The organism is Flagellimonas zhangzhouensis (genome assembly GCF_900102925.1).
GTDB lineage: Bacteria > Bacteroidota > Bacteroidia > Flavobacteriales > Flavobacteriaceae > Flagellimonas > Flagellimonas zhangzhouensis.
Window position 1 is genome coordinate 189,793 of the sequence record NZ_FNKI01000002.1, and the last position, 19,516, is coordinate 209,308.

At 40.1% G+C, this 19,516-nt stretch carries 20 protein-coding genes and 1 other RNA gene; 8 read left to right on the forward strand and 13 right to left on the reverse strand.

The features are described 5' to 3' along the window. Positions 1–45: 45 nt before the first annotated feature. Positions 46–446, reverse strand: a transfer-messenger RNA (tmRNA) gene (ssrA, locus tag BLQ18_RS07610). A gap of 297 nt (positions 447–743) precedes the next feature. Between ssrA and BLQ18_RS07615 the strand changes: the two genes are divergently transcribed. Then, positions 744–1,949 (forward strand): NAD(P)-dependent oxidoreductase, encoded by a 1,206-nt coding sequence (locus tag BLQ18_RS07615; RefSeq protein ID WP_090293895.1) that lies wholly within the window; start codon positions 744–746, stop codon positions 1,947–1,949. A gap of 80 nt (positions 1,950–2,029) precedes the next feature. Continuing rightward, on the forward strand, positions 2,030–2,305 hold the full coding sequence (locus tag BLQ18_RS07620; RefSeq protein ID WP_090293899.1) for a hypothetical protein: 276 nt from the start codon (positions 2,030–2,032) through the stop codon (positions 2,303–2,305). A gap of 3 nt (positions 2,306–2,308) precedes the next feature. Here BLQ18_RS07620 and BLQ18_RS07625 read toward each other — a convergent pair whose 3' ends face one another. After that, a complete protein-coding gene (locus BLQ18_RS07625) occupies positions 2,309–3,421 on the reverse strand; it encodes an Sb-PDE family phosphodiesterase (protein WP_090293902.1) in 1,113 nt (370 codons plus the stop codon). Between the two features lie 186 nt (positions 3,422–3,607). Here BLQ18_RS07625 and BLQ18_RS07630 point away from each other — a divergent pair, with 186 nt between their 5' ends. From BLQ18_RS07630 to BLQ18_RS07640, 3 genes are all read left to right on the forward strand, one after another. Then, entirely contained in the window at positions 3,608–4,090 is a 483-nt protein-coding gene (locus BLQ18_RS07630) for a COG2426 family protein (protein WP_417935103.1), read from the forward strand. 85 nt (positions 4,091–4,175) lie between these two features. After that, complete coding sequence (locus BLQ18_RS07635) at positions 4,176–5,048, forward strand: DUF808 domain-containing protein (protein ID WP_090293904.1); 873 nt, start codon at positions 4,176–4,178, stop codon at positions 5,046–5,048. Positions 5,049–5,061: 13 nt separating this feature from the next. After that, a complete protein-coding gene (locus tag BLQ18_RS07640; RefSeq protein WP_090293906.1) occupies positions 5,062–5,430 on the forward strand; it encodes a DUF1801 domain-containing protein in 369 nt (122 codons plus the stop codon). A gap of 4 nt (positions 5,431–5,434) precedes the next feature. Here BLQ18_RS07640 and BLQ18_RS07645 read toward each other — a convergent pair whose 3' ends face one another. The 6 genes from BLQ18_RS07645 to kdsA form a co-directional block, all read right to left on the reverse strand. Further along, positions 5,435–7,009: a PepSY-associated TM helix domain-containing protein gene (locus BLQ18_RS07645; protein ID WP_090297420.1), complete on the reverse strand. Its 1,575-nt coding sequence runs from the start codon at positions 7,007–7,009 to the stop codon at positions 5,435–5,437. A 4-nt stretch (positions 7,010–7,013) separates the two neighbouring features. Further along, positions 7,014–7,313, reverse strand: coding sequence for a hypothetical protein (locus tag BLQ18_RS07650; protein ID WP_090293909.1), 300 nt, complete (start codon positions 7,311–7,313; stop codon positions 7,014–7,016). Positions 7,314–7,316: 3 nt separating this feature from the next. Further along, on the reverse strand, positions 7,317–7,649 hold the full coding sequence (locus tag BLQ18_RS07655; protein WP_090293911.1) for a hypothetical protein: 333 nt from the start codon (positions 7,647–7,649) through the stop codon (positions 7,317–7,319). A 3-nt stretch (positions 7,650–7,652) separates the two neighbouring features. After that, entirely contained in the window at positions 7,653–8,369 is a 717-nt protein-coding gene (locus tag BLQ18_RS07660; protein WP_090293914.1) for a DUF4198 domain-containing protein, read from the reverse strand. Between the two features lie 9 nt (positions 8,370–8,378). After that, a complete protein-coding gene (locus BLQ18_RS07665) occupies positions 8,379–10,841 on the reverse strand; it encodes a TonB-dependent receptor (RefSeq protein WP_090293916.1) in 2,463 nt (820 codons plus the stop codon). A gap of 163 nt (positions 10,842–11,004) precedes the next feature. Beyond that, positions 11,005–11,823, reverse strand: coding sequence for a 3-deoxy-8-phosphooctulonate synthase (gene kdsA / locus BLQ18_RS07670; protein WP_090293919.1), 819 nt, complete (start codon positions 11,821–11,823; stop codon positions 11,005–11,007). 73 nt (positions 11,824–11,896) lie between these two features. On the opposite strand from kdsA, the gene BLQ18_RS07675 reads away from it, so the two are divergent. The 3 genes from BLQ18_RS07675 (at position 11,897) to typA (ending at position 14,997) form a co-directional block, all read left to right on the forward strand. Next, positions 11,897–12,478, forward strand: coding sequence for a hypothetical protein (locus BLQ18_RS07675; RefSeq protein ID WP_090293923.1), 582 nt, complete (start codon positions 11,897–11,899; stop codon positions 12,476–12,478). 64 nt (positions 12,479–12,542) lie between these two features. Beyond that, on the forward strand, positions 12,543–13,100 hold the full coding sequence (locus BLQ18_RS07680) for a hypothetical protein (protein ID WP_139150374.1): 558 nt from the start codon (positions 12,543–12,545) through the stop codon (positions 13,098–13,100). 97 nt (positions 13,101–13,197) lie between these two features. After that, positions 13,198–14,997, forward strand: a complete 1,800-nt coding sequence (gene typA, locus BLQ18_RS07685; protein ID WP_090293929.1) for a translational GTPase TypA — start codon at positions 13,198–13,200, stop codon at positions 14,995–14,997. A 181-nt stretch (positions 14,998–15,178) separates the two neighbouring features. On the opposite strand, the gene ppgK is transcribed toward typA, so the two are convergent. From ppgK to BLQ18_RS07710, 5 genes are all read right to left on the reverse strand, one after another. After that, entirely contained in the window at positions 15,179–15,937 is a 759-nt protein-coding gene (ppgK, locus tag BLQ18_RS07690) for a polyphosphate--glucose phosphotransferase (protein ID WP_090293931.1), read from the reverse strand. Between the two features lie 136 nt (positions 15,938–16,073). Beyond that, a complete protein-coding gene (locus tag BLQ18_RS07695) occupies positions 16,074–16,742 on the reverse strand; it encodes a pirin family protein (RefSeq protein WP_090293934.1) in 669 nt (222 codons plus the stop codon). An 11-nt stretch (positions 16,743–16,753) separates the two neighbouring features. Further along, the gene (locus tag BLQ18_RS07700) at positions 16,754–17,584 is read right to left on the reverse strand and encodes a dioxygenase family protein (RefSeq protein WP_090293936.1); all 831 of its coding nucleotides are present in this window, start codon (positions 17,582–17,584) and stop codon (positions 16,754–16,756) included. Between the two features lie 95 nt (positions 17,585–17,679). After that, on the reverse strand, positions 17,680–18,363 hold the full coding sequence (locus BLQ18_RS07705) for a LytR/AlgR family response regulator transcription factor (RefSeq protein ID WP_090293939.1): 684 nt from the start codon (positions 18,361–18,363) through the stop codon (positions 17,680–17,682). Further along, positions 18,360–19,442 carry a sensor histidine kinase gene (locus BLQ18_RS07710; protein WP_090293941.1) on the reverse strand — a complete coding sequence of 361 codons (1,083 nt, stop codon included), beginning with the start codon at positions 19,440–19,442 and terminating at the stop codon, positions 18,360–18,362. The genes BLQ18_RS07705 and BLQ18_RS07710 overlap by 4 nt, the downstream gene beginning before the upstream one ends. Between the last annotated feature and the right edge of the window lie 74 nt (positions 19,443–19,516).

Below are 19,516 nucleotides of genomic sequence, written 5' to 3' on the forward strand. Positions count from 1 at the left end.
CCGATAAATAAAAAAGCCACCCTTTTAAAGGTGGCTTTTTTTATGAAGTGGAGCCGGAGGGATTCGAACCCTCGTCCAAACAAGCAATAACTAGGCTTTCTACATGCTTAGTTTTGGTTCAATTTTCGACGCACGACCGACCCAAAACAGCCTATCGTACGCTTAGCTTCTTAAGTTTTACGACCTTAACGAAGCTATAAGATCGCTATGTTGACTTTTATGGTGCCCCAAAAAAGACCGCCATCAACAAGGGCTGTCAAGGGACATTCAGCTTGTGCGCCTTGCGCACCGAGGCTTGGACTTACTATAATTCAGTCAATTAAGCAGCTAAAGCGTAGTTAGACTCGCCATTTAAAAAAGTTGAGACATTGAATTAACGAGCATCATTCCCATAGCTCGACATGCTTACATAACCATTGGTCTCGCTGTCAAAACCAGTCGGCCCCGTAATGAGATAGCAAATCTATGATTTGCGTGATCGAATTACGTCCCGAACTTGTTTCGGGACCTCATCCTAAACTCATTTTTTTATCAAAGAACTAATCCTGCACATAGCGCAGTCAAAGTGTTGGCGTTTCCAAGAACCTGCAACGCAAGTTCTCGGTCGGGCTATCGGCCATACAAGGTATTTGCCTCTATCCCTAACGCGGGCGGCAAAGGTAACTTATATCTTCAAAAGATAAAAAGTTTGCGCTATCTACCCAATACCCTTAATTTGGTCAACAATTATACCAAAGCAGTTTATGAAATTCGGAATCATACGCGAACGTAAAAATCCGCCCGATCGTAGGGTGGTACTATCCCCATCAGAATGCCAAAATGTCTTGGAACAGTTTCCAAAGGCAGAAATTTTGGTGGAAACGTCTCCCATCCGAACCTTTTCCGATGCAGAATACACAGCAATAGGACTGCAAGTCGGTGACGATATGGAATCCTGCGATGTGCTTTTAGGGGTAAAAGAAGTTCCTATCGATGCTTTGGTACCCAATAAAAAATACTTTTTCTTCTCCCACACCATAAAAAAACAACCCTATAATCGAGATTTGTTACGAGCCATTCTCGACAAGAACATTGAGTTGTACGATCATGAGGTGATCACCAATCCTAAAGGACAACGTTTGGTGGCGTTCGGAAGGTATGCGGGCATTGTAGGTGCCTATAACGGATTTAGAACCTATGGTTTAAAATACGATTTGTATCAACTGCCCAAAGCAGAAAACCTAAAGGATCAACAAGCTTTGATCGCAGAACTACAGCAGATTAAATTGCCCAATATCAAAATTCTTCTAACTGGAAAAGGAAGGGTAGGTAATGGCTCCAAGGAAATGCTCGACGGCATGGGATTAAAGAAAGTTGGTGTAGACGATTATTTGCACAAAACCTTTTCGGAGCCTGTTTATTGCCAAATAGATGCAGCCGAATACAACAAAAGGAAAGATGGTGTAAGAGGAAATAAGGCCGATTTTTTCCAGAATCCTCAGGAATATAAATCCAATTTCTTCCGTTTTGCCAAGGTGACCGATTTCTATATTGCTGGACACTTTTATGGCGATGGAGCACCATTTTTATATACAAGAGAAGATGCCAAGCATCCAGATTTTAAAATCAAAGTTGTGGCCGATATTAGCTGCGATATCGACGGACCTGTAGCAACTACAATTCAACCATCCACAATTGCAGATCCCATATATGGATATAATCCTGTTTCCGAAACTGTTGATGATTACAAAAGGGAAGATGTAATTGCTGTTATGGCCGTTGATAATCTCCCTTGCGAATTGCCAAGAGATGCCAGTGTTGGCTTCGGCGGAGCATTCTCAAAACATGTGATTCCAGCATTTTTCAACAACGATGAAGATGGAATTTTGGAGCGTGCACGAATGACACAAAATGGTACGTTAACACCACGCTATAACTACCTTCAAAACTACGTTGTTGGGTTAGAATAGGCCATAAAACGAGAACCAACACTAAAGTGTTGGTAATGTGTTGTTTTTTAGTATATTGTACGTCCTATACTTGCGAAATAGTGAAGTTTAACTGGTTATTTTCTGGAGATGACAATCCAGTGATGAAACGAACTTGTATTGACCTCGAGTACAAGTTGAGACCAAAAATCACAAAGTTCCTCCTTTCTAAGTTGGACAGTGATTATTCTGGCGACCTTTCACGTTTTTGTTTTGATGTGGATGTGGACCGAAAATGGGTATCTATTTCCGACAAAACCCCAAAAGAATTGATCAGTAAAATCTGGTCCGATTTTGATGCGGCCATTAATGGTTCTCCTTTTCCTTCGGTAGCGTAGAATTTATTCAACCTTAATTTCCCAATCTATAACAGCTTGTTCTTTTGGAGCAACATAAGCGCTCAAGGCCTTTAGGGTTAGTGTCACGCTATCCTTTTTCTCCAAAGTTTTAATGTTTAATGTTTTGGTTTCACCAGCAGGAATGGTGAATACAGGAGAACTCGAATAAAAAGTATATTCCATTTGATTTTCCAATAATAGGTCACTGCTGGTCACATTTGTAAGGGTCACCTCCAAAATGGAAGTTTTGTCAATGTAGTTGGCCTTTTCAATCACCAAACTAGCTTGCAATAAGGGAACCAAATGTTCTTTTTTACCCACAAACAAAGAATTGAAAACTGCAACTGTTCTACCTGCAAACAATGCTTCTTGCAGCGATTCAGGAGTTCTTTCTTTGGCAAAGACCAATGTAACAGGTCGATCTATTCCTTTACCCACATAGTCCCAGTCAATTAACCCGTGAATGTCACTGGTACCCATAATGGTCAGATTGTTTTCCAAGGCCAACGCTAACGATTCTTCGGCATAATCACCCACATTGATGACTTCAATTCCATGCAATTCCCCATTTTTGATGCGTTCCTTTTGAAATTCGCTCAAAATTGGATTTCCAGTTGGCGATTGTGCATACCAAGCAGGGTGGTTCCAAAATACAAAAGCACCTTGTTTTTTAGCTTCACCGAAGGCATCTTTGGCTTCATTGTGCAATATTTTATTGGCATCCTCTATAAAAATAGCATTGCTGTGCCCCATGGGAGCCTGTCGTGTAATTTCCGAACCATGAATGATCATAAGATCATGGTCTTTGGCCTCTTTTAAGGCAATTTCATACGAGCGGTTTCTATCTGGGTGTGGAATATCTGCTTTGTGGGGTTGATACTCCAAATGTTCCGTTAGAGAAATTACATCCAAATTATCGCGAAGTGCCTCACCAACTCGAATGGTTGGCCAAACATTACCATCGGAAAACACTGTATGCTGGTGCAAATCAGTTTTTAAAGTGATATACCCTGGTACATTCGGAAATTCAAGTGCTCTTGAACTTTTATGTATGTGTTCCTGAGCAAATAGAGTAATGGTAGCTAAAAATGCGATAAAAAAAGGTCGGAATTTCATGATGATGGTTTTTTCAAAACTAAAAAACTTTAAAGCTGTTTTTAACAGGTTGTATGATATTTTACAAACTGTTAACCTCAAGATAAACTCGTTGGATTTTAATAACAGAAATAGTGATGGCGGAAATCACAATTAATAAATTTTTAAGGAAGTTAAGCACCCCAATACGCAAAATCATTGTTAGGTTTGCTAGCTTTAAACCTCGACACCTTGCACATTGATTTGATTGTAGCGGCCCTTTGGAGTCTTTCCCCTTTTGGAGAGGCTAAAGTGGGTATTCCTTATGGAATGTACCAAGGGGTGAATGCCTATTTGGTGTTCATTGTGTGTTTTGCGGCCAATGTTGCGGTTTTTCCTTTAATGATGTTCTTTTTAAAATACATCAACCAACACCTGATCAAATGGCGATTTTATAAGAAATCAGCTGTTTATGTAGGTCAACGAGCCAAAAAAGGATCTGGTAAGAACATTCAGCGCTTCGGTTTTTTAGGCATTGTACTTTTTGTGATGATTCCGCTACCTGGAACAGGGGTTTATGCTGGAAGTATTGCATCCTACCTCTTTAAAATGAAAAAGCGACAAGCTTTTGCCGCCAATACCATTGGTATTTTCTTTTCCTCACTAATTATTTGGGTGGCCACTCTCATGTCATTGAATGGGGTTTCCTAAAATCAAGTTATTATTGCCCCTGTTTTTCTGTTGTTAGAGTAGTATTTAGTTACTTTGTTGTTAACACTAATCTTAAACTATTTCTATGGCTTCAGGGTTTTTTGCCGTGTTGGACGACATTTCTGCATTGATGGACGATGTGGCAACCATGAGTAAAATTGCAACCAAAAAAACAGCGGGTATTTTGGGGGATGACTTGGCGGTAAATGCTGAAAAAGCAACAGGATTTTTATCCAGCCGTGAAATTCCTGTGCTGTGGGCCATCACCAAAGGTTCTTTTTTAAACAAGTTGATCATACTTCCGATTGCATTTTTGTTGAGCGCCTATTTACCTGTTGCCATAACCATTATTTTGATTTTGGGTGGTGTGTATTTGGCCTATGAAGGTGCCGAAAAAGTATACGAATACATTTTTCACCGCAATGAAGATGAACACAAACCGAAGATTGATGAGGTTCCCGAAGAAGAACTCCCAGAATTGGAAAAGCAAAAGATAAAACAGGCCATTGTTACCGATTTTATACTCTCAATCGAAATTGTAATTATTGCATTAAGTACAGTTGTGAATGAACCGTTAACCATTCAGATAGCGACTGTTTCGGTGGTGGCGTTGTTGGCCACTGTTGGAGTTTATGGTATTGTGGCCTTGATTGTTCGTATGGATGATTACGGGTACAAACTCATTAATTTAAATAAAGAAACTGACAGCTTTTCGGATAATGTGGGGAATGTATTGGTAAATGCACTTCCAAAAATTATCAAGGCACTATCCATTGTTGGGACTTTGGCATTACTTCTTGTATCTGGTGGAATCTTTAACCACAACATTGAGTTTTTCCATCATTTGTTTCCTAGTCTTCCGACCCTGCTTAAAGATTTTATCTTTGGATTGGTTATTGGCTTTGTAGCACTTCTGTTAATGAAGTTGGTGAAAAAGCTTTTCAAGAGTAAAAAATAATCTAACTGTTGGTATGAATCCAGCTGAAGAATATATCATCAACCAGAAAGAACCCTACAGAAGTGTTTTGTTGCATCTAAAAGCTGTGATTGAGTCGGTTGTAATAGATGTAGATATGAAGTACAAATGGGGTATTCCTTGCTTTTATGCTGGAAAACAGCCCATCTGCTATTTAAATGTGTCCCAAAAAAAGAAGTTTGTGGACATTGCCTTTTGGAATTCAGCCCATTTGACTTTGCACACCGATAAAATGGTGAGTGAAAACCGAAAGGTGGTTAAGTCCCTTCGCTATTTTTCGTTGGAAGAAATTGACCAAGAGGTGTTGGTTGAAGTTTTACAGGAATGTTACTTGCTCAAGCATAAAGGTTTTTATAAGAGATAATTTTTCAAATTTTTTGACTGGCGACCTTCCCAATCTCTTTCTTGCCTAATTTGAAGAACACAATCCAAAGTGATACGACCCCCAAGATCAACCAAAGCAAATCCACCAAAAGGATATGTTGATATCCGTTTTGATAGGCAACCCACATCCAATTACCTGTTGTAATTCCGTTTGCTATCGGAACCAACAATCCTAAAACACCACCAGAGATCAACGTCCATTTGTTGGTGAAAGCAATATTTTTTTTAAGGATAAAGAATACAGTAGCGACCAACCAGATTAAAAAATAGGTTTTGTAGAGAAAGCCCATATTAACCGTTGAGGCAAACTTTACAATGATAAATTCCAATGCGGTTACAGGCAACAAAGTTAGGCAAATGGCCATATACCAATTGGCAACTTGTTGGTTGAACTTTCGTCGCTTTTCAGGTATGTTCTTTTTATCTCTGGCCACGAGCCAAATCATAATTCCAGAGAGAATCACAAAACAGGAAACCAATCCTAGAATAAAGGAAATTATTCGTAACCCGTATCCAGTATAATCACCAAAATGGAGGCGGAACATCATATTTTTCACCCCATCTAAATAGGAGGTTGAGGCAATGGGCACTTTTTCTTGTGCAATGGAACCATCCGCGACTTTGTAAATACGATACCCCAAACCATTGAGTTTGGTGTCATACCCGAGATAACCACTAATGGCAGCGTGCATATTTTGGTCGCCGTAGTTGAAAATATGGGTTTCGGTTACTCTAAAATCACCCCATTCTTTTTGCATTTCCATTACATATTGATCCAGATTGATGGTCTTGTCCAATTTTTCGTTCTGAAATTCATAAACAGGATGGTTATACTCCAAATCTTCGTACAATTTATTCGCATCGCCATCGTATAAACCCATCACCATAGGGAGTACCAGAATACCTTTCAATAAAAAGAAAGCTCCCGTAACGGCATATACAAATTGAAACGGGAAGCCTATTACTCCAAGAGCGGTATGGGCATCTGTCCACATGGTTTTTAATTTGGCCCAAGGCCTAAAAGTGTAAAAGTTGGAAACAATTTTGTTCCAGTGTACCAAGATTCCTGTGATGATTGCAAAGAGAAAAAAGAAGGCGACAATGCCAGCCAGTGTTCTTCCGTAAGGGTAGGGGATCTGATCTAAAAAATGGAGGCGGTATAGGAATTCTCCCAAATGATAATTGTCTGCATAGCTTTCGGTTTTGGTCTTGGCTTCGGGATCCAAATAGAAAAATACGGGTGTCTTATCTTCCTCCGATGCCAATGTGTCTTTGGTTGCTCCCAAGTTGACGGTAATGCTTCTTTCGTTGTAATAATGTCGTAGTTCTACATCCCGACCGTATAAATTGTATTCAAGCGAAAGGTCATTTAAATGACTGTCAATTCCCTCAGGCATAGCATCTTCTTGGCTTACATGATGTCCACGTTGCCAATTGGCAATTTCATCCCTAAAAAAGGAGAATGATCCTGTGAAGAAAATAACGTAGAGTGCAACACTGATTACAATACCGCTTACGGTATGTGTATGGAACAAAATATTGTAAATGCGGTTTCCCATAGTTTTAAACAAGAGGGTTGGTTTGGTTTCCGAAATAGAAAATGACAAAGAGGACTAGGCTGATCATTAGGTAGATGCCCCAGACTTTCCAGCCGTTTTTGCCCAAAAAGGCAACCACCATTAAAACGGCCCATAAAATAAATGCCGAAAAGGTGCTGGTAATAATTACCGCCACATGGTTGAACCAACTGGCTAAAGCCATATGGAACATTACAGCTACGATAAGTCCACCTATAATAGCCGCTGTAATCTTTGCAAATCGTTGCGAGGGAGATGGGGTCAGATATTTTTTGTTGGCTGGCATAGGTTAAAACAATATGGTTTCAAAAAGGATGGAGCATATAAATAGGATGCCCAAAAAACGGTAGTTCAATAAACGCAAGGGAGCCAATAGAATAACCAAGCTGGCAACAGTCATTAACAAAATGAAAAAAGTGAACGTTCCCGAACCTACGCCCCAAAAAAAGCAGCTAAGCCCCAATGAGAAAATCATTAGGGCCAAACTGGCTAATTGAGATGGCTTTTTATGTTCACCCGACCATTTCTCCAGGCCTAAATTCCCAACGGCAGCCATTTTTTTTGAGGTGCCATATGAAAGATAAAAGGCCAAAAAGGTGAGCAATGAAATGAAGGTGACCATGACTTATCGTTTAATACAATAGGTGGCGCAATGCCAAATAAATTCGTAATCCTCGCCATTATAGGTTCCTGGAATTTCTTCCTTGGTCGTGGTCTCAACAATGTATTTGGTCCTCCAAGGCAGGGTAAAAGAAACTTCCCCATTGTCGTCGGTGTACAATGTTTTTGACCATAGATCGGAAACATAAACTTTAAGCTCATTTTTGGCTATGGGTTGTCCTTTGTACATTACTTGAAGTTGGATTTCTTCGCCATCATTTTTCAATTGCTTCACAACAATTCCATCAGGATTTTCAGCTTTTGTATCGCCATTAGCCTCTACTTGAACTTTTGCCGTTGCATGATAGTGCGTTTTAAAAATTCCAAAATCGTATTGTGTGTAATCGATTACGTCGATTTCATTGTTGTTCAAGGCAATGGTGTAAACTCCCTTTTCTGTTGGGGTAAAACTGGCCAAATAATGGTCTTCTTTGGCTGTTGTGCTCAACTGGGTCTTTGTGCCATTGGGAGCGATTACCCAAAGGGTAAATTTGGAAACTGCAGGAAATGCTTCGCCCTCAACTTTTTCGATAACTCCATAAGTGTACTCTCCATAATGCACACGAACTTCCTGTACTTGACCCAATGCTCCTGTACCATTGGTCTCTATCCATAAATAATGGGCCGATGCTGACAATAATGGTAAGGTGATTAGCAATATTGTTGCAATAAGTTTTTTCATGACTTTCTCTTAGAATTTATAAGTGAAGTTGGCAGAAAGACTTCTCAAGTTTTGAGGGCTGATGGTAGACCAACCTTTGTAATAGTCTTTGTTTGCAATGTTGTCCAACTTCAAAGTGATCCTGAAATCCCTTGCTTCATAAAAAGTTGAGGCATTCAGAATGGTATATTCATCAATGGTGAATGTGCCGTTGGTTCTATTGAAGATTTTGTTTTCACTGGCGTAGTTTCCACCAAAACCAAGCCCAAAGTTTTCTAAGGCTCCTTGGGTGAATCGATAGCTTGCCCAAACGTTGACCAAGTTCATTGGGCCTGCGCTTTCAGGTCTAAATCCTGTGAAACTAGCAGCTCCTTCAACCAATTCGCTGTCGTTATAGCTGTATCCTGCAACAATATTCAAGCCATCAACAGGAGAGGCGATAAGACTTGCTTCAAAACCTTTGCTGGTCTGTTCCCCATCTTGGGTGTAGTAATAGTTGTCAGCATCAGTGTCGATACGTTGTGCCATATCGCTCACGGTAATGTCGTAGTAGCTGAAAGTGGCGGAAAGTTTGTCGTTAAACAAGTTCAATTTGGCACCTACCTCAAACTGGTTGGCATGCTCTGGATTCAATGCTCTTACGGAAGTGTTTCCGTCGGATAGTTCTGTTACAGGGGCCACATTGCTAAATCCGTTCATATAATTGGCGAATATGGATACTGTGTTCAAGATAGGCTGATACACCACTCCAAATTTTGGAGAAAATGCCGTTTGATTGTATCCGTCGTTGGAAAAACGATCCACTCGCAAACTTGCCATAGCAGACAATTCAGGCAATAGGTTTATGACGTTTGAAGCGTATGCACTAAAGATTTCTTGCTCTGCTTCACTGAATTGTGCTCCTGGGTTGGACAAAGTTGCGATTCCCGCGTCGGCACCAGCTTGTGTCAACACACCTGAATCGTACAAACCAGTTCCCATCGGCGTTCCATAATAGGCATGTAGGGCAGGGGCAACGGCTTGGAATTCATCAGGGTTTTGACCTACGTAAATAAAACCTTGGTTTCCGTAACCTGTACTGTTGTTGATTAATCTGGTTTTGAAATAATCCAATCCAACCACTAAACGGTTGCGCATGTTTCCAATGTTGAAATCACCGATAAAGTTTTGTTGGATATCAGTTCCCAAGGTTTCAGAGTTTTGGTTGCTGGTGTAGCGAGCCAAAATAATACCGTCTTCAATAGGTGCACCAGATAAGGCTTCCACAGTTGAGGTTATTTCATATAAATAAGAGTAGTAACCATCCGACTTTGCATTGGATCTGGAGATTACAGTCTGAGAGGTCCAAGAATCGTTCAAAATGTAGTTCATTTGACCTTGCAGACTGTAAGTAGGTGTATCGATGTACAAATCGTTGCTGGTGTAAGAACGTTTGTAGTCGTAACCCAATTCATCCAGATTGGTTACGCGAAGTGGCGAACTGCGGTCAACAAATAGCATAGTTTGGTTAGTGCTTCTGCCATTGTAAAATTCTGTATTGATGTTGAATGAAAGTCTATCACTGGCCTGAAATGCCAATGATGGCGCAAAGAAAAACGACTTTCTGAATCCAGCATCTTGGTAGCTGTTCTGTGTGTGGTAGGAAGTGTTCACGCGAAGAGCAATGTTATTTTGGTTGCCCAAGGTGGAGTTGACATCGGCACTTACCCTGTTCAATCCATAACTGCCAGAAGTGTAAGAAATATTACCTCCAAAACCGTAGAATGGTTTTTTGGTGTTGATGTTGATCAATCCACCGTAAGAAATCAAACTACTACCATATAAAGTTCCCGATGGGCCTTTGATCACTTCGATGGATTCTACATTGGCAGGATCTGGACTTCCGTTGGTCAAGCCTGGCAATCCGTTGATCATGGTAGGTTGTACAGCAAAGCCACGAAGCGAGAAATATCCAGCACCATCGTTTCCTCTACCTGTTGATTCCCAAAGTTTGTCGATTCCAGGGGCGTTTTTAAGGGCGTCATCAAAATTGGTCACTACTTGATCTTGCAACAATTCGGTGGAGATGGAATTATACACCTGTGGATTTTCAATGTCCTTCAAGGGCATTTTGGATACGTAAACACTTGCCTTTCGGGCATATTTGTTGATTTGGTCCCCTTCAACAACCACCTCATTGAGCTGTTCTTGGCGTTCCACCAAAGTGATGGTCTGAACATTGGTGGTTTGATTTGCATAAACGGTCACTGTTTTATTCTGCGTACCAAAACCTACCATCGAAAATGTCAAAGTGTACGAGCCAGGGGCAAGGTCAGTGATTTTATATGCACCTGAATAATCGGTATTGGTACCTAAACTGGTGTTGGAAACAGCAATGTTCACATTTGCCAACGGATTGTTTCTTTGGTCGGTTACTTTACCAGTAATGTTTCCTGATTGGGCTTGCGCAAAAGAGTAAAATGCCAAGCTTAGGATGAGCAATATATGTTTCATTTTATTATTTGAAATTAGTCTAAATAAATAGTTTCGCAAATGTATATGCCGAGAGCTATTTATCCAAAATATATTTAGACTAATTATAAATAAAATTTAAAACAATACGTAAGTATCTTTAAATCAATATATTAATTTTATAAGAAAAAGCTAAAACAGGTACTTAAAGGGAGTTGATGGTCTTGCGAATGGCGGTTAAATCTGTCAATAATTTTCCCAATAAACTTAAATCAAGCATATTGGCACCATCACTTTTGGCATTGGCTGGATCAAAATGGGTCTCCATAAACAGTCCATCAACACCAGCTGCGATTCCTGCTCTGGACATGGTACCGATTAACGCAGGTCTTCCACCCGTTACCCCAGAAGATTGATTGGGTTGTTGTAGGGAGTGGGTTACATCCAAAACTACGGGAGCGTACTGTTTCATAGTTGGGATACCTCTAAAATCCACAATCATATCTTGATAACCGAACATGGTTCCTCGGTCGGTGATTATGGCTTGTTCATTTCCCGTTTCTGTCACCTTGGTCACCGCATGTTTCATGCTTTCTGGACTCATAAACTGACCTTTTTTCAAGTTGACGACTTTTCCAGTTTCTGCTGCGGCAACCACCAAATCGGTTTGGCGAACCAAAAAAGCTGGTATTTGAAGTACATCCACATATTCTGCGGCCATAGTGGCATCAGCAATTTCATGGATATCGGTAACTGTTGGAACTTTAAAGGTTTCAGAGACTTTTCTCAAAATTTTCAGTGCCTTTTCATCCCCAATCCCTGTGAAAGAATCGATACGGCTACGGTTGGCCTTTTTAAAACTTCCTTTGAAAATATAAGGTATTTTCAAGTCATCGGTAATCGAGACCACTTTCTCGGCAATACGCATGGCCATGTCCTCGCCTTCGATGGCACAAGGTCCTGCCAATAGAAAAAAGTTATCACCTTCGGAATGTTTTATCTGAGGAATTTTGGTCAAGTCCATTTCTTAAAGTTTGCACAAATATAGTACTAAACCATGGTATACTTTTTAGATTTATCAAGATAAACCACTAACCATGAAGTATACTTTTCTATTGTTTGTGTTGTGCTTATTTCCAGTTTTTTCACATGCACAATGGCAAGAAAGGGGTGGAACCTTTGATTTGATCCATCTGGAACGCCATCAATTTAGATTGAACCTGTTGAGTCCTGGGTTTACCTATGAATTCGGAATTTTTAAGAACCAAAGTGTCTCTACCGATTTAGGTCTAGCCGCCGCCACTTATGAAGAGGGCTATGCCTTTGGATTGGCCAGTAACAATAGGTACCGTTACTATTACAATTTTGGTAGAAGGGAATATTTGGGAAAGAATACTTCTGGTAATTCAGCCAACTATATTGCTGCGGCTCAAGCTATTTTCTTTTCACAATTGCGCATTTCTACCAATATCGAAGGTCCAAAAGATTTCAACTTGGGATTTTACGGATTGGTTTATGGGATTCAAAGAACCTTTAAAAATGGGTTTAATTTTAATGCAGAATTGGGTGCTGGATTTTATAAAGGTGATGGTATTCCTGATGGATACGGGCCTTTGTTTAATTTCACTTTCGGATGGGTGGCCACCAAACGGAAATCTAAAGAACCCATTTTCGACTAAATGGAAGCTTAAAACATACTATTTTCCCAAACCAAAGGTTATAATAGTACCAAATTAACCTACAATGCGTCGCTTACTTCTTTTGGTATTCCTATCCATGGGCTATTTTATGCATGCCCAATATGGTAAAAACTGCGAAATACGTCAGTTTAAGCTCAATATTTTCAATCCTGGAATTGAATACGAAATGGCCGTGGGTGTAAACAGTACCTTGGATTTTCGCGTTGCTTGGCAAGCTGCTTTGGAACCTGCAAGTGCGACGCCTTTGGAGGACTTCGATTTTTTTCCTGCCATTACGGTTCAAAACCGTTACTACCACAATTTACATAGTCGCGAAAGACGAAGAAGGTCCATTTATGGCAATTCTGGAAATTATTTGGCTCCATCGGCGGCGATTTTCTCACCTGGAAAGCGCACAGTGGATGGTCAAATAGTAGATGGCGTGCATGGATATGGCGGATTGGTCTATGGAATTCAGCGTAGTTACGATTCTGGTTTTAGCTTCTCCATTGATGCTGGTGCTGGCTATTATGTAGGTCCCTTTAAAGGGGCAATTCACCCTGTTGTTAACCTTAGTATTGGGTGGATTATTAGCGAAAAGCGATGGTGTGTTGGTCTATAGGCTTGGAACTACCACAAAATCAATAAGATAAAAATAACATTTAGGTGTATTGACAAGTGAAAAATAGCAGTATCTTTGCGGGCTTAAAATTCAGGTTATGTCCAAGATAAAGAATATTGCAATCATTGCACACGTAGACCACGGTAAGACTACCTTGGTGGATAAAATCATGTACCATTGCCAGTTGTTCCGAGATAACGAGAACAAAGGAGATTTGATCTTGGACAACAACGACTTGGAGCGGGAACGTGGGATTACCATCGTATCCAAGAACGTTTCCGTAATGTACAAAGACACTAAAATCAACATTATCGATACTCCTGGTCACGCCGATTTTGGCGGTGAGGTAGAGCGTGTTTTAAACATGGCCGATGGGGTGTTGTTGTTGGTGGATGCCTTTGAGGGTCCTATGCCACAGACTCGATTTGTACTTCAAAAAGCTATCGACCTTGGTTTAAAGCCATGTGTTGTTATCAATAAGGTAGATAAAGAAAACTGTACTCCAGAAGAAGTTCACGAAAAAGTGTTCGATTTAATGTTCGAATTGGGAGCAGAAGAGTGGCAGTTGGATTTCCCGACCGTTTATGGTTCTGCAAAGAACAACTGGATGGGAGAGGATTGGCAAAAGCCAACCGAGAATATCGAGCCTTTGTTGGATATGGTAATTGAGCACATTCCAGAATTCAAACCACAAGAAGGAACTACCCAAATGTTGATTACTTCTTTGGATTTCTCCTCATTTACGGGAAGAATCGCGATTGGAAGATTGCAAAGAGGTACGCTTCGTGAAGGACAACAAGTTTCTTTGGTAAAAAGAGACGGAAGCATCGTAAAGACCAGAATCAAGGAATTGTTCACTTTTGAAGGTTTGGGCCGATTAAAAGTTGAAGAAGTTGTAGCTGGAGATATCTGTGCTATAGTTGGTATGGAAGGTTTTGAAATTGGTGATACCGTTGCTGATATTGAAAATCCTGAAAAATTGAAAACTATCGCTATCGATGAACCAACTATGAGTATGTTGTTCACTATTAACGATAGCCCTTTCTTTGGTAAAGATGGAAAATTTGTGACTTCCAGACACATCAAGGAAAGATTGGAGAAGGAATTGGAGAAAAACTTGGCGCTTCGCGTTCAAGAAACTGATAGTGCTGATAAATTCATGGTTTTTGGCCGTGGGGTATTGCACCTTTCCGTATTGATCGAGACTATGCGTCGTGAAGGATACGAACTTCAAATTGGACAGCCTCAGGTAATCATCAGAGAAATTGATGGTGTAAAATGTGAGCCTGTTGAGCACTTGACCATCGATTTGCCAGAAGAAGTTTCAGGTAAAGCTGTGGAAATGGTTTCTATCCGAAAAGGAGAAATGATCAGTATGGAAGCGAAAGGTTCTCGTATGATCTGTGAATTCATGATTCCATCCAGAGGAATTATCGGTTTGCGTAACCAATTGTTGACCGCTACTGCTGGTGAGGCCATTATGGCACACCGCTTTAAAGAATATCAACCTCTAAAAGGGGAAATTGCACAGCGTTTGAATGGTTCTTTGGTATCCATGGAAAATGGAACTGCAATTCCTTACTCTATTGATAAATTGCAGGAGAGAGGGAAGTTCTTTATTGATCCAGGAGAGGATATTTACGAAGGACAGGTAATTGGTGAAAACTCACGTCAGGATGATATGACCGTGAACGTAACCAAAACCAAAAAGTTATCCAACGTTCGTTCTTCTGGTGCAGATGATAAAGCCAAGATTGTTCCTGCTATCAAATTCTCATTGGAAGAAGCTTTGGAATATATCCAAAAAGATGAATACGTTGAGGTTACTCCAAACCACTTGAGACTTAGAAAAATCTATTTAAAAGAAGTGGATAGAAAAAGAAACAAGGTGATTTAATCAAAAAAACACTTTTAAATAAAAAGAAAAGCGAGTGAAGATATCTTCATTCGCTTTTTTATTTTGAGAGTAATTGGTTTTGATTGAGTATTTGACTCGAATGGCACGAATACTTTTCTAAAAAAGATTCTGAATTCGCTTTGCTCTTTCAGAATGACATTGTTTGATCTAATCGAAAAGATTAATGCAAATGTCCGTGGTGTTGTTCGCGCAAACATGCTACGGCAGCCCCAATGATTCCAGCGTGGTTCATTAATTCCGCTTTTATCACCTCGGTTTCAATATCAATATGATGGCTGAATTCTTCCCAGTTTTTTGAAGTTCCACCACCAACTATAATAAGGTCGGGGCTTACAATCAGTTCCACCAATTGTAAAAACTTATTGAATCGCTTGCCCCACTTTTCAAAACTGAGGTTTTCTCTTTCTTTAGCAGAAGCAGCGGCCCAAGCTTCAATCTTCTTGTGTTTTTTGTATGGGATTTGTCCCAATTCAAAATTGGGAATTAGCACTCCATTTAAGAAAGCACCACTTCCCAAACCGGTTCCAATAGTTATCATAATAACCAAACCGTTCTTTCCCTTTCCTACGCCATAATTCATGGATGCGTAACCAGCGGCATCAGCATCATTAAGTACGGTAAATTCATGCCCGGTATACTCGGTAAACAGTTCATCTATATTTACGCCGACCCAACTTTTGTGAAGATTTCCAGGAGATAAACAAACCCCATTTTTTACAATGGATGGAAATCCACATCCCACAGGACCTTCATAATTGAAGTGCTCCACGATTTTGGCCACAACTTTTGCCATGGCTTTGGGCTTTTTGGATTTTGGGGTTGGAATTCTAAAACGTTCGGTAAGCATTTCACCGGTTTCGGCGTTGACCAAGGCACCTTTTATGCCCGATCCACCAATATCAATACCAAGTATCTCCATAAAGGGAAGCAAGATTAATTTAGACAAAGAAACAAAATCTTTTTTTGGTATGGTAATTCAGTCTTTTAGATAAAAACAAAACCCGAACAGCGCAATGGTCTGTTCGGGTTCAGGTTCAACAATAAAAATCAAATCATCATGAATTGTAATCTTCTAAAAGGAGCACTATGGCATTCTCGGATAGTGCCTCAAGTTCCAAGTGCTCCAAATTCCATAGCATTAAACTGTCTCTGGTTTCCAACAACCTGTTTTGTAATTCAAAGGCGCCATTGATCACAAAGGCTAAGAGTGTGTTCTCCTTTTTGGCAGGTACTAATTCAGCCTCGATCCGTCCATCCAAAACCCCAAAATGCAATTTCATGTTTTGCGATTCGAATATGATATTTAGGGCATTGTGACCATAATCTGAAAAAGAAACTGTTCTATCTTCTAGCGATTCTTTCAACCAAATTTGAAGATAATTTACACTATACTTCTTACTTGGATTTTGAATTTTAAAGGTGGAGCCTTTTTTAAGTGAAACCACTTGAAGCTCTTCTGGGGAAATCTTAATTGTTTGCTTTTTGTTCAAAGTGCCATATTCCACCTCACCCACCAGTGGCATCAAAATCACAGAGGTGTTCTTATCCATGGTAAACAACTTGCTTTTTCCAGGAGCCAAGGTTTCATCCGAAATCCTGGTTGCATTTTCTTGGATTTCAGCTCTTTCAATAGGAGTAGATAAACATCGGTATTCATTTGATTCGTATCGATACCGTTTTTCCGCCAAGAAAATTTTTGCTGGTTGTTGTACCATGTTTCCCATGTCACATTATTTTATCCGTTCACGTAAATATCATGCGTCAAGGTAAACCCCTCGTCTACACTGCCACTTACACTGGCCAATTCTTCTTCAACACCATCACCAAAAACATTGTCTTGGGAATGGTAGGTGTAACCGCTCATGCCTTTGGTATATCCATATTCAGTGGCGGCATTTACTCGGACCACGACACTGTTATCTCCCTCTGGAAATGCAATTTGGGTAACCAAAAGTGAATCTCCATCTGCATCATAAATGTGCACGTGTATGTGGGTGGAACGACCACTGTACCATCCTGGGAAAATAGTTGCGAACTCAACCACGCCATTGGAATTACTAATTTGTCTTCCTCTTAAAAAATGGTTGTTGGTGTAATTGGTGGACTGCATTCCTGTTCCTCCATATTCTGAATAATTGCCATCCTTGTCACAATGCCACACATCGACTATTGCACCTTCGAGAATATTACAGCTATCGTTTACATTTCTAATGGTAATGTTGAGGTCCAAATCAATACCTGTTCGGTCACCGACAATATCCACCCGCTCATAATTTTCTGGATCATGGGTAGGGAAAGGACCCTCGGTTTCACTTGGGGTCACTTCACAATCTTCAACGGTTTCGGTTTCCGTTGATGTGGACGTATTGGTGCTGCTGCTTGATGATGAGTCTGTGCTGGTATCTGTGGAGGATGAACTAGTTGAATCACTTGAGGAAGAATCTGATGTTGTATCCTCTTCCAAAAGATAATCGTCGCTGTCTGCCGTACAGGAGCGCAGAACAGCCAAACTGGTAACAGATAGTCCAGCTAATCCAACCCCTCTTAAAAATTCCTTTCGTTTCATAGTTAATACTTTGATGTAAAACTATGTTTATTAAGGTGTTAGAAATAATTAATGAGGTAAATGCCCTTATTGTTGAGGTAAATGGACTTGAAAAGTTAAAGGTTTTTTAAAATATCGGCCTTATAGGATTTACTCATTGGAACTGTGAAATCAGCAATTTTGGCGGTGTCCTTATATACACTGGTTATTTTTTTGAGCGCAATGATATAGGATCGATGTGATCGCAAAAATTGGGGTTGGGGCAATTTTTCCAATATGGCTTTCATGGTGGTTCGGGCCACAATTTTAGTACCGTCGATTAAATGGATCTGAACATAGTCGTCCAAAGCTTCAATTATCAAGACATCCTCAAACGCCACATGGTACAATTTAAAATCTGCCCGAATAGTAAAATGTGTTTTTTCGTTTGCGCTTGAAAGTTCAAGATTGATTTGTGTCCTTGCTTTGTTCACGGCTTTTTCAAACCGCGGGAAAGAAAAAGGTTTCAATAAATAATCGATCGCATCCACATTAAAACCCTCAACCGCATAATGATCGTAAGCTGTTGTGAAAATAACCTTGGTTTTGTTTTTGAGCGATTTATAGAGGTCAATGCCATTGATTTCAGGCATTCGAATATCCAAAAACAGCAGATCTACATCAAATTTATTGAGGTAACGAATGGCTTTACCCTGCTCCGTGAAGATTTGGACCAAATCAACATCGTCGATTTGACCGCAATAGGCTTGAATCACATCCAAAGCCAATGCTTCATCGTCCAGTGCCACTGCTCTGATCATGTAAGGTCCACATATAGTTTTACGGAGTAAAAATCGTCATTTTGGTTGACTTCCAACTGGTGTTTATCGGGATAAAAATAATCCAAACGCCTTTTTGTGTTCTTGTTGCCCTCTGTAGTCTGCTCCATAATACTGTTTTTACGGACAGTGATTTTGTTCTCCACAAGAAGTTCCACCCCTTTAGGGTTTAGGGTAATAATGATGCTAATTTTGGAAGCTTCATCTGGATTAACCCCATATTTAAAGGCATTTTCTACATAATTCACCAAGATAATGGGAGCTATGCGTTTGCGGTTGGGTTCTCCATTGATTTCAAATGTGAAATCGGTGTTGTTCCCCATTCGCAATTTTTGTAGGTCGATGTAATCCGAAATGTATTGAATCTCATATTCGAGAGGCACCTTTTCCGAATCACTTTCGGTGACCACATAGCGCATCATGTCCGAAAGCTTGAGAACGGCCCAAGGTGCTTGGTCCGATTTTTTCAGGGTAAGCGCATAAATGCTGTTCAGGGTGTTGAACAAAAAGTGTGGATTGATCTGCGCTTTTAAGTAGTTGACCTCTGCCTTTAATTTTTCATTTTGAATTTTTTTCAAACGGTTGTCCAATCGCAGCAACATGGACAAAATGGTGATGATGATAAATTGAATGAAAAAGGTGTCGCGAAGCTCAAAGATATTGATCAGGGGTTCTCTTTTTGGTCCATTTGGCATTGGGGGTATGTCATCTGGCCTTTCCATAGATCTTTCGGGCATGGGCTGCCGTTGCATGGGATCTGGGAAATCGTTAGCTCCCGAGAATAGTACTTTGGGCACATATGAAACAATCAAAAAGCAGATAAAAAGAGAAAGAAAATAGATGCCTCTTTTTTTATTGGAATATAGCTTGGGCACCAACCAATAATAATTGGCGTAGTAGAACACTAATAACAACAAATATCCAATAAAATTCTCTCGAAACCCTCTAGCTTTGAGCATATCTGAAAACGAATCGAAATCAGGAGAGGTTAAAATCGGAATACTCAATAGCCCCAACCCAATGAGAATATTAATCCAAAGATCTCTGTTTTTTAGTGCCATTATTTTTTGCAATTGGCCAAAGCTATGTAAATCAGGACAGGAGCTTTAATTATTGAGGTGAGTGAAACCAAAAC

Bases quoted from the DNA above. Each gene is read 5' to 3' on its own strand.
- BLQ18_RS07615 (WP_090293895.1), top strand. From the start codon at position 744: ATGAAATTCGGAATCATACGCGAACGTAAAAATCCGCCCGATCGTAGG.
- BLQ18_RS07625 (WP_090293902.1), bottom strand. From the start codon at position 3,421: ATGAAATTCCGACCTTTTTTTATCGCATTTTTAGCTACCATTACTCTA.
- BLQ18_RS07635 (WP_090293904.1), top strand. From the start codon at position 4,176: ATGGCTTCAGGGTTTTTTGCCGTGTTGGACGACATTTCTGCATTGATG.
- BLQ18_RS07640 (WP_090293906.1), top strand. From the start codon at position 5,062: ATGAATCCAGCTGAAGAATATATCATCAACCAGAAAGAACCCTACAGA.
- BLQ18_RS07645 (WP_090297420.1), bottom strand. From the start codon at position 7,009: ATGGGAAACCGCATTTACAATATTTTGTTCCATACACATACCGTAAGC.
- BLQ18_RS07650 (WP_090293909.1), bottom strand. From the start codon at position 7,313: ATGCCAGCCAACAAAAAATATCTGACCCCATCTCCCTCGCAACGATTT.
- BLQ18_RS07655 (WP_090293911.1), bottom strand. From the start codon at position 7,649: ATGGTCACCTTCATTTCATTGCTCACCTTTTTGGCCTTTTATCTTTCA.
- BLQ18_RS07660 (WP_090293914.1), bottom strand. From the start codon at position 8,369: ATGAAAAAACTTATTGCAACAATATTGCTAATCACCTTACCATTATTG.
- BLQ18_RS07665 (WP_090293916.1), bottom strand. From the start codon at position 10,841: ATGAAACATATATTGCTCATCCTAAGCTTGGCATTTTACTCTTTTGCG.
- kdsA (WP_090293919.1), bottom strand. From the start codon at position 11,823: ATGGACTTGACCAAAATTCCTCAGATAAAACATTCCGAAGGTGATAAC.
- BLQ18_RS07675 (WP_090293923.1), top strand. From the start codon at position 11,897: ATGAAGTATACTTTTCTATTGTTTGTGTTGTGCTTATTTCCAGTTTTT.
- BLQ18_RS07680 (WP_139150374.1), top strand. From the start codon at position 12,543: ATGCGTCGCTTACTTCTTTTGGTATTCCTATCCATGGGCTATTTTATG.
- typA (WP_090293929.1), top strand. From the start codon at position 13,198: ATGTCCAAGATAAAGAATATTGCAATCATTGCACACGTAGACCACGGT.
- ppgK (WP_090293931.1), bottom strand. From the start codon at position 15,937: ATGGAGATACTTGGTATTGATATTGGTGGATCGGGCATAAAAGGTGCC.
- BLQ18_RS07695 (WP_090293934.1), bottom strand. From the start codon at position 16,742: ATGGGAAACATGGTACAACAACCAGCAAAAATTTTCTTGGCGGAAAAA.
- BLQ18_RS07700 (WP_090293936.1), bottom strand. From the start codon at position 17,584: ATGAAACGAAAGGAATTTTTAAGAGGGGTTGGATTAGCTGGACTATCT.
- BLQ18_RS07705 (WP_090293939.1), bottom strand. From the start codon at position 18,363: ATGATCAGAGCAGTGGCACTGGACGATGAAGCATTGGCTTTGGATGTG.
- BLQ18_RS07710 (WP_090293941.1), bottom strand. From the start codon at position 19,442: ATGGCACTAAAAAACAGAGATCTTTGGATTAATATTCTCATTGGGTTG.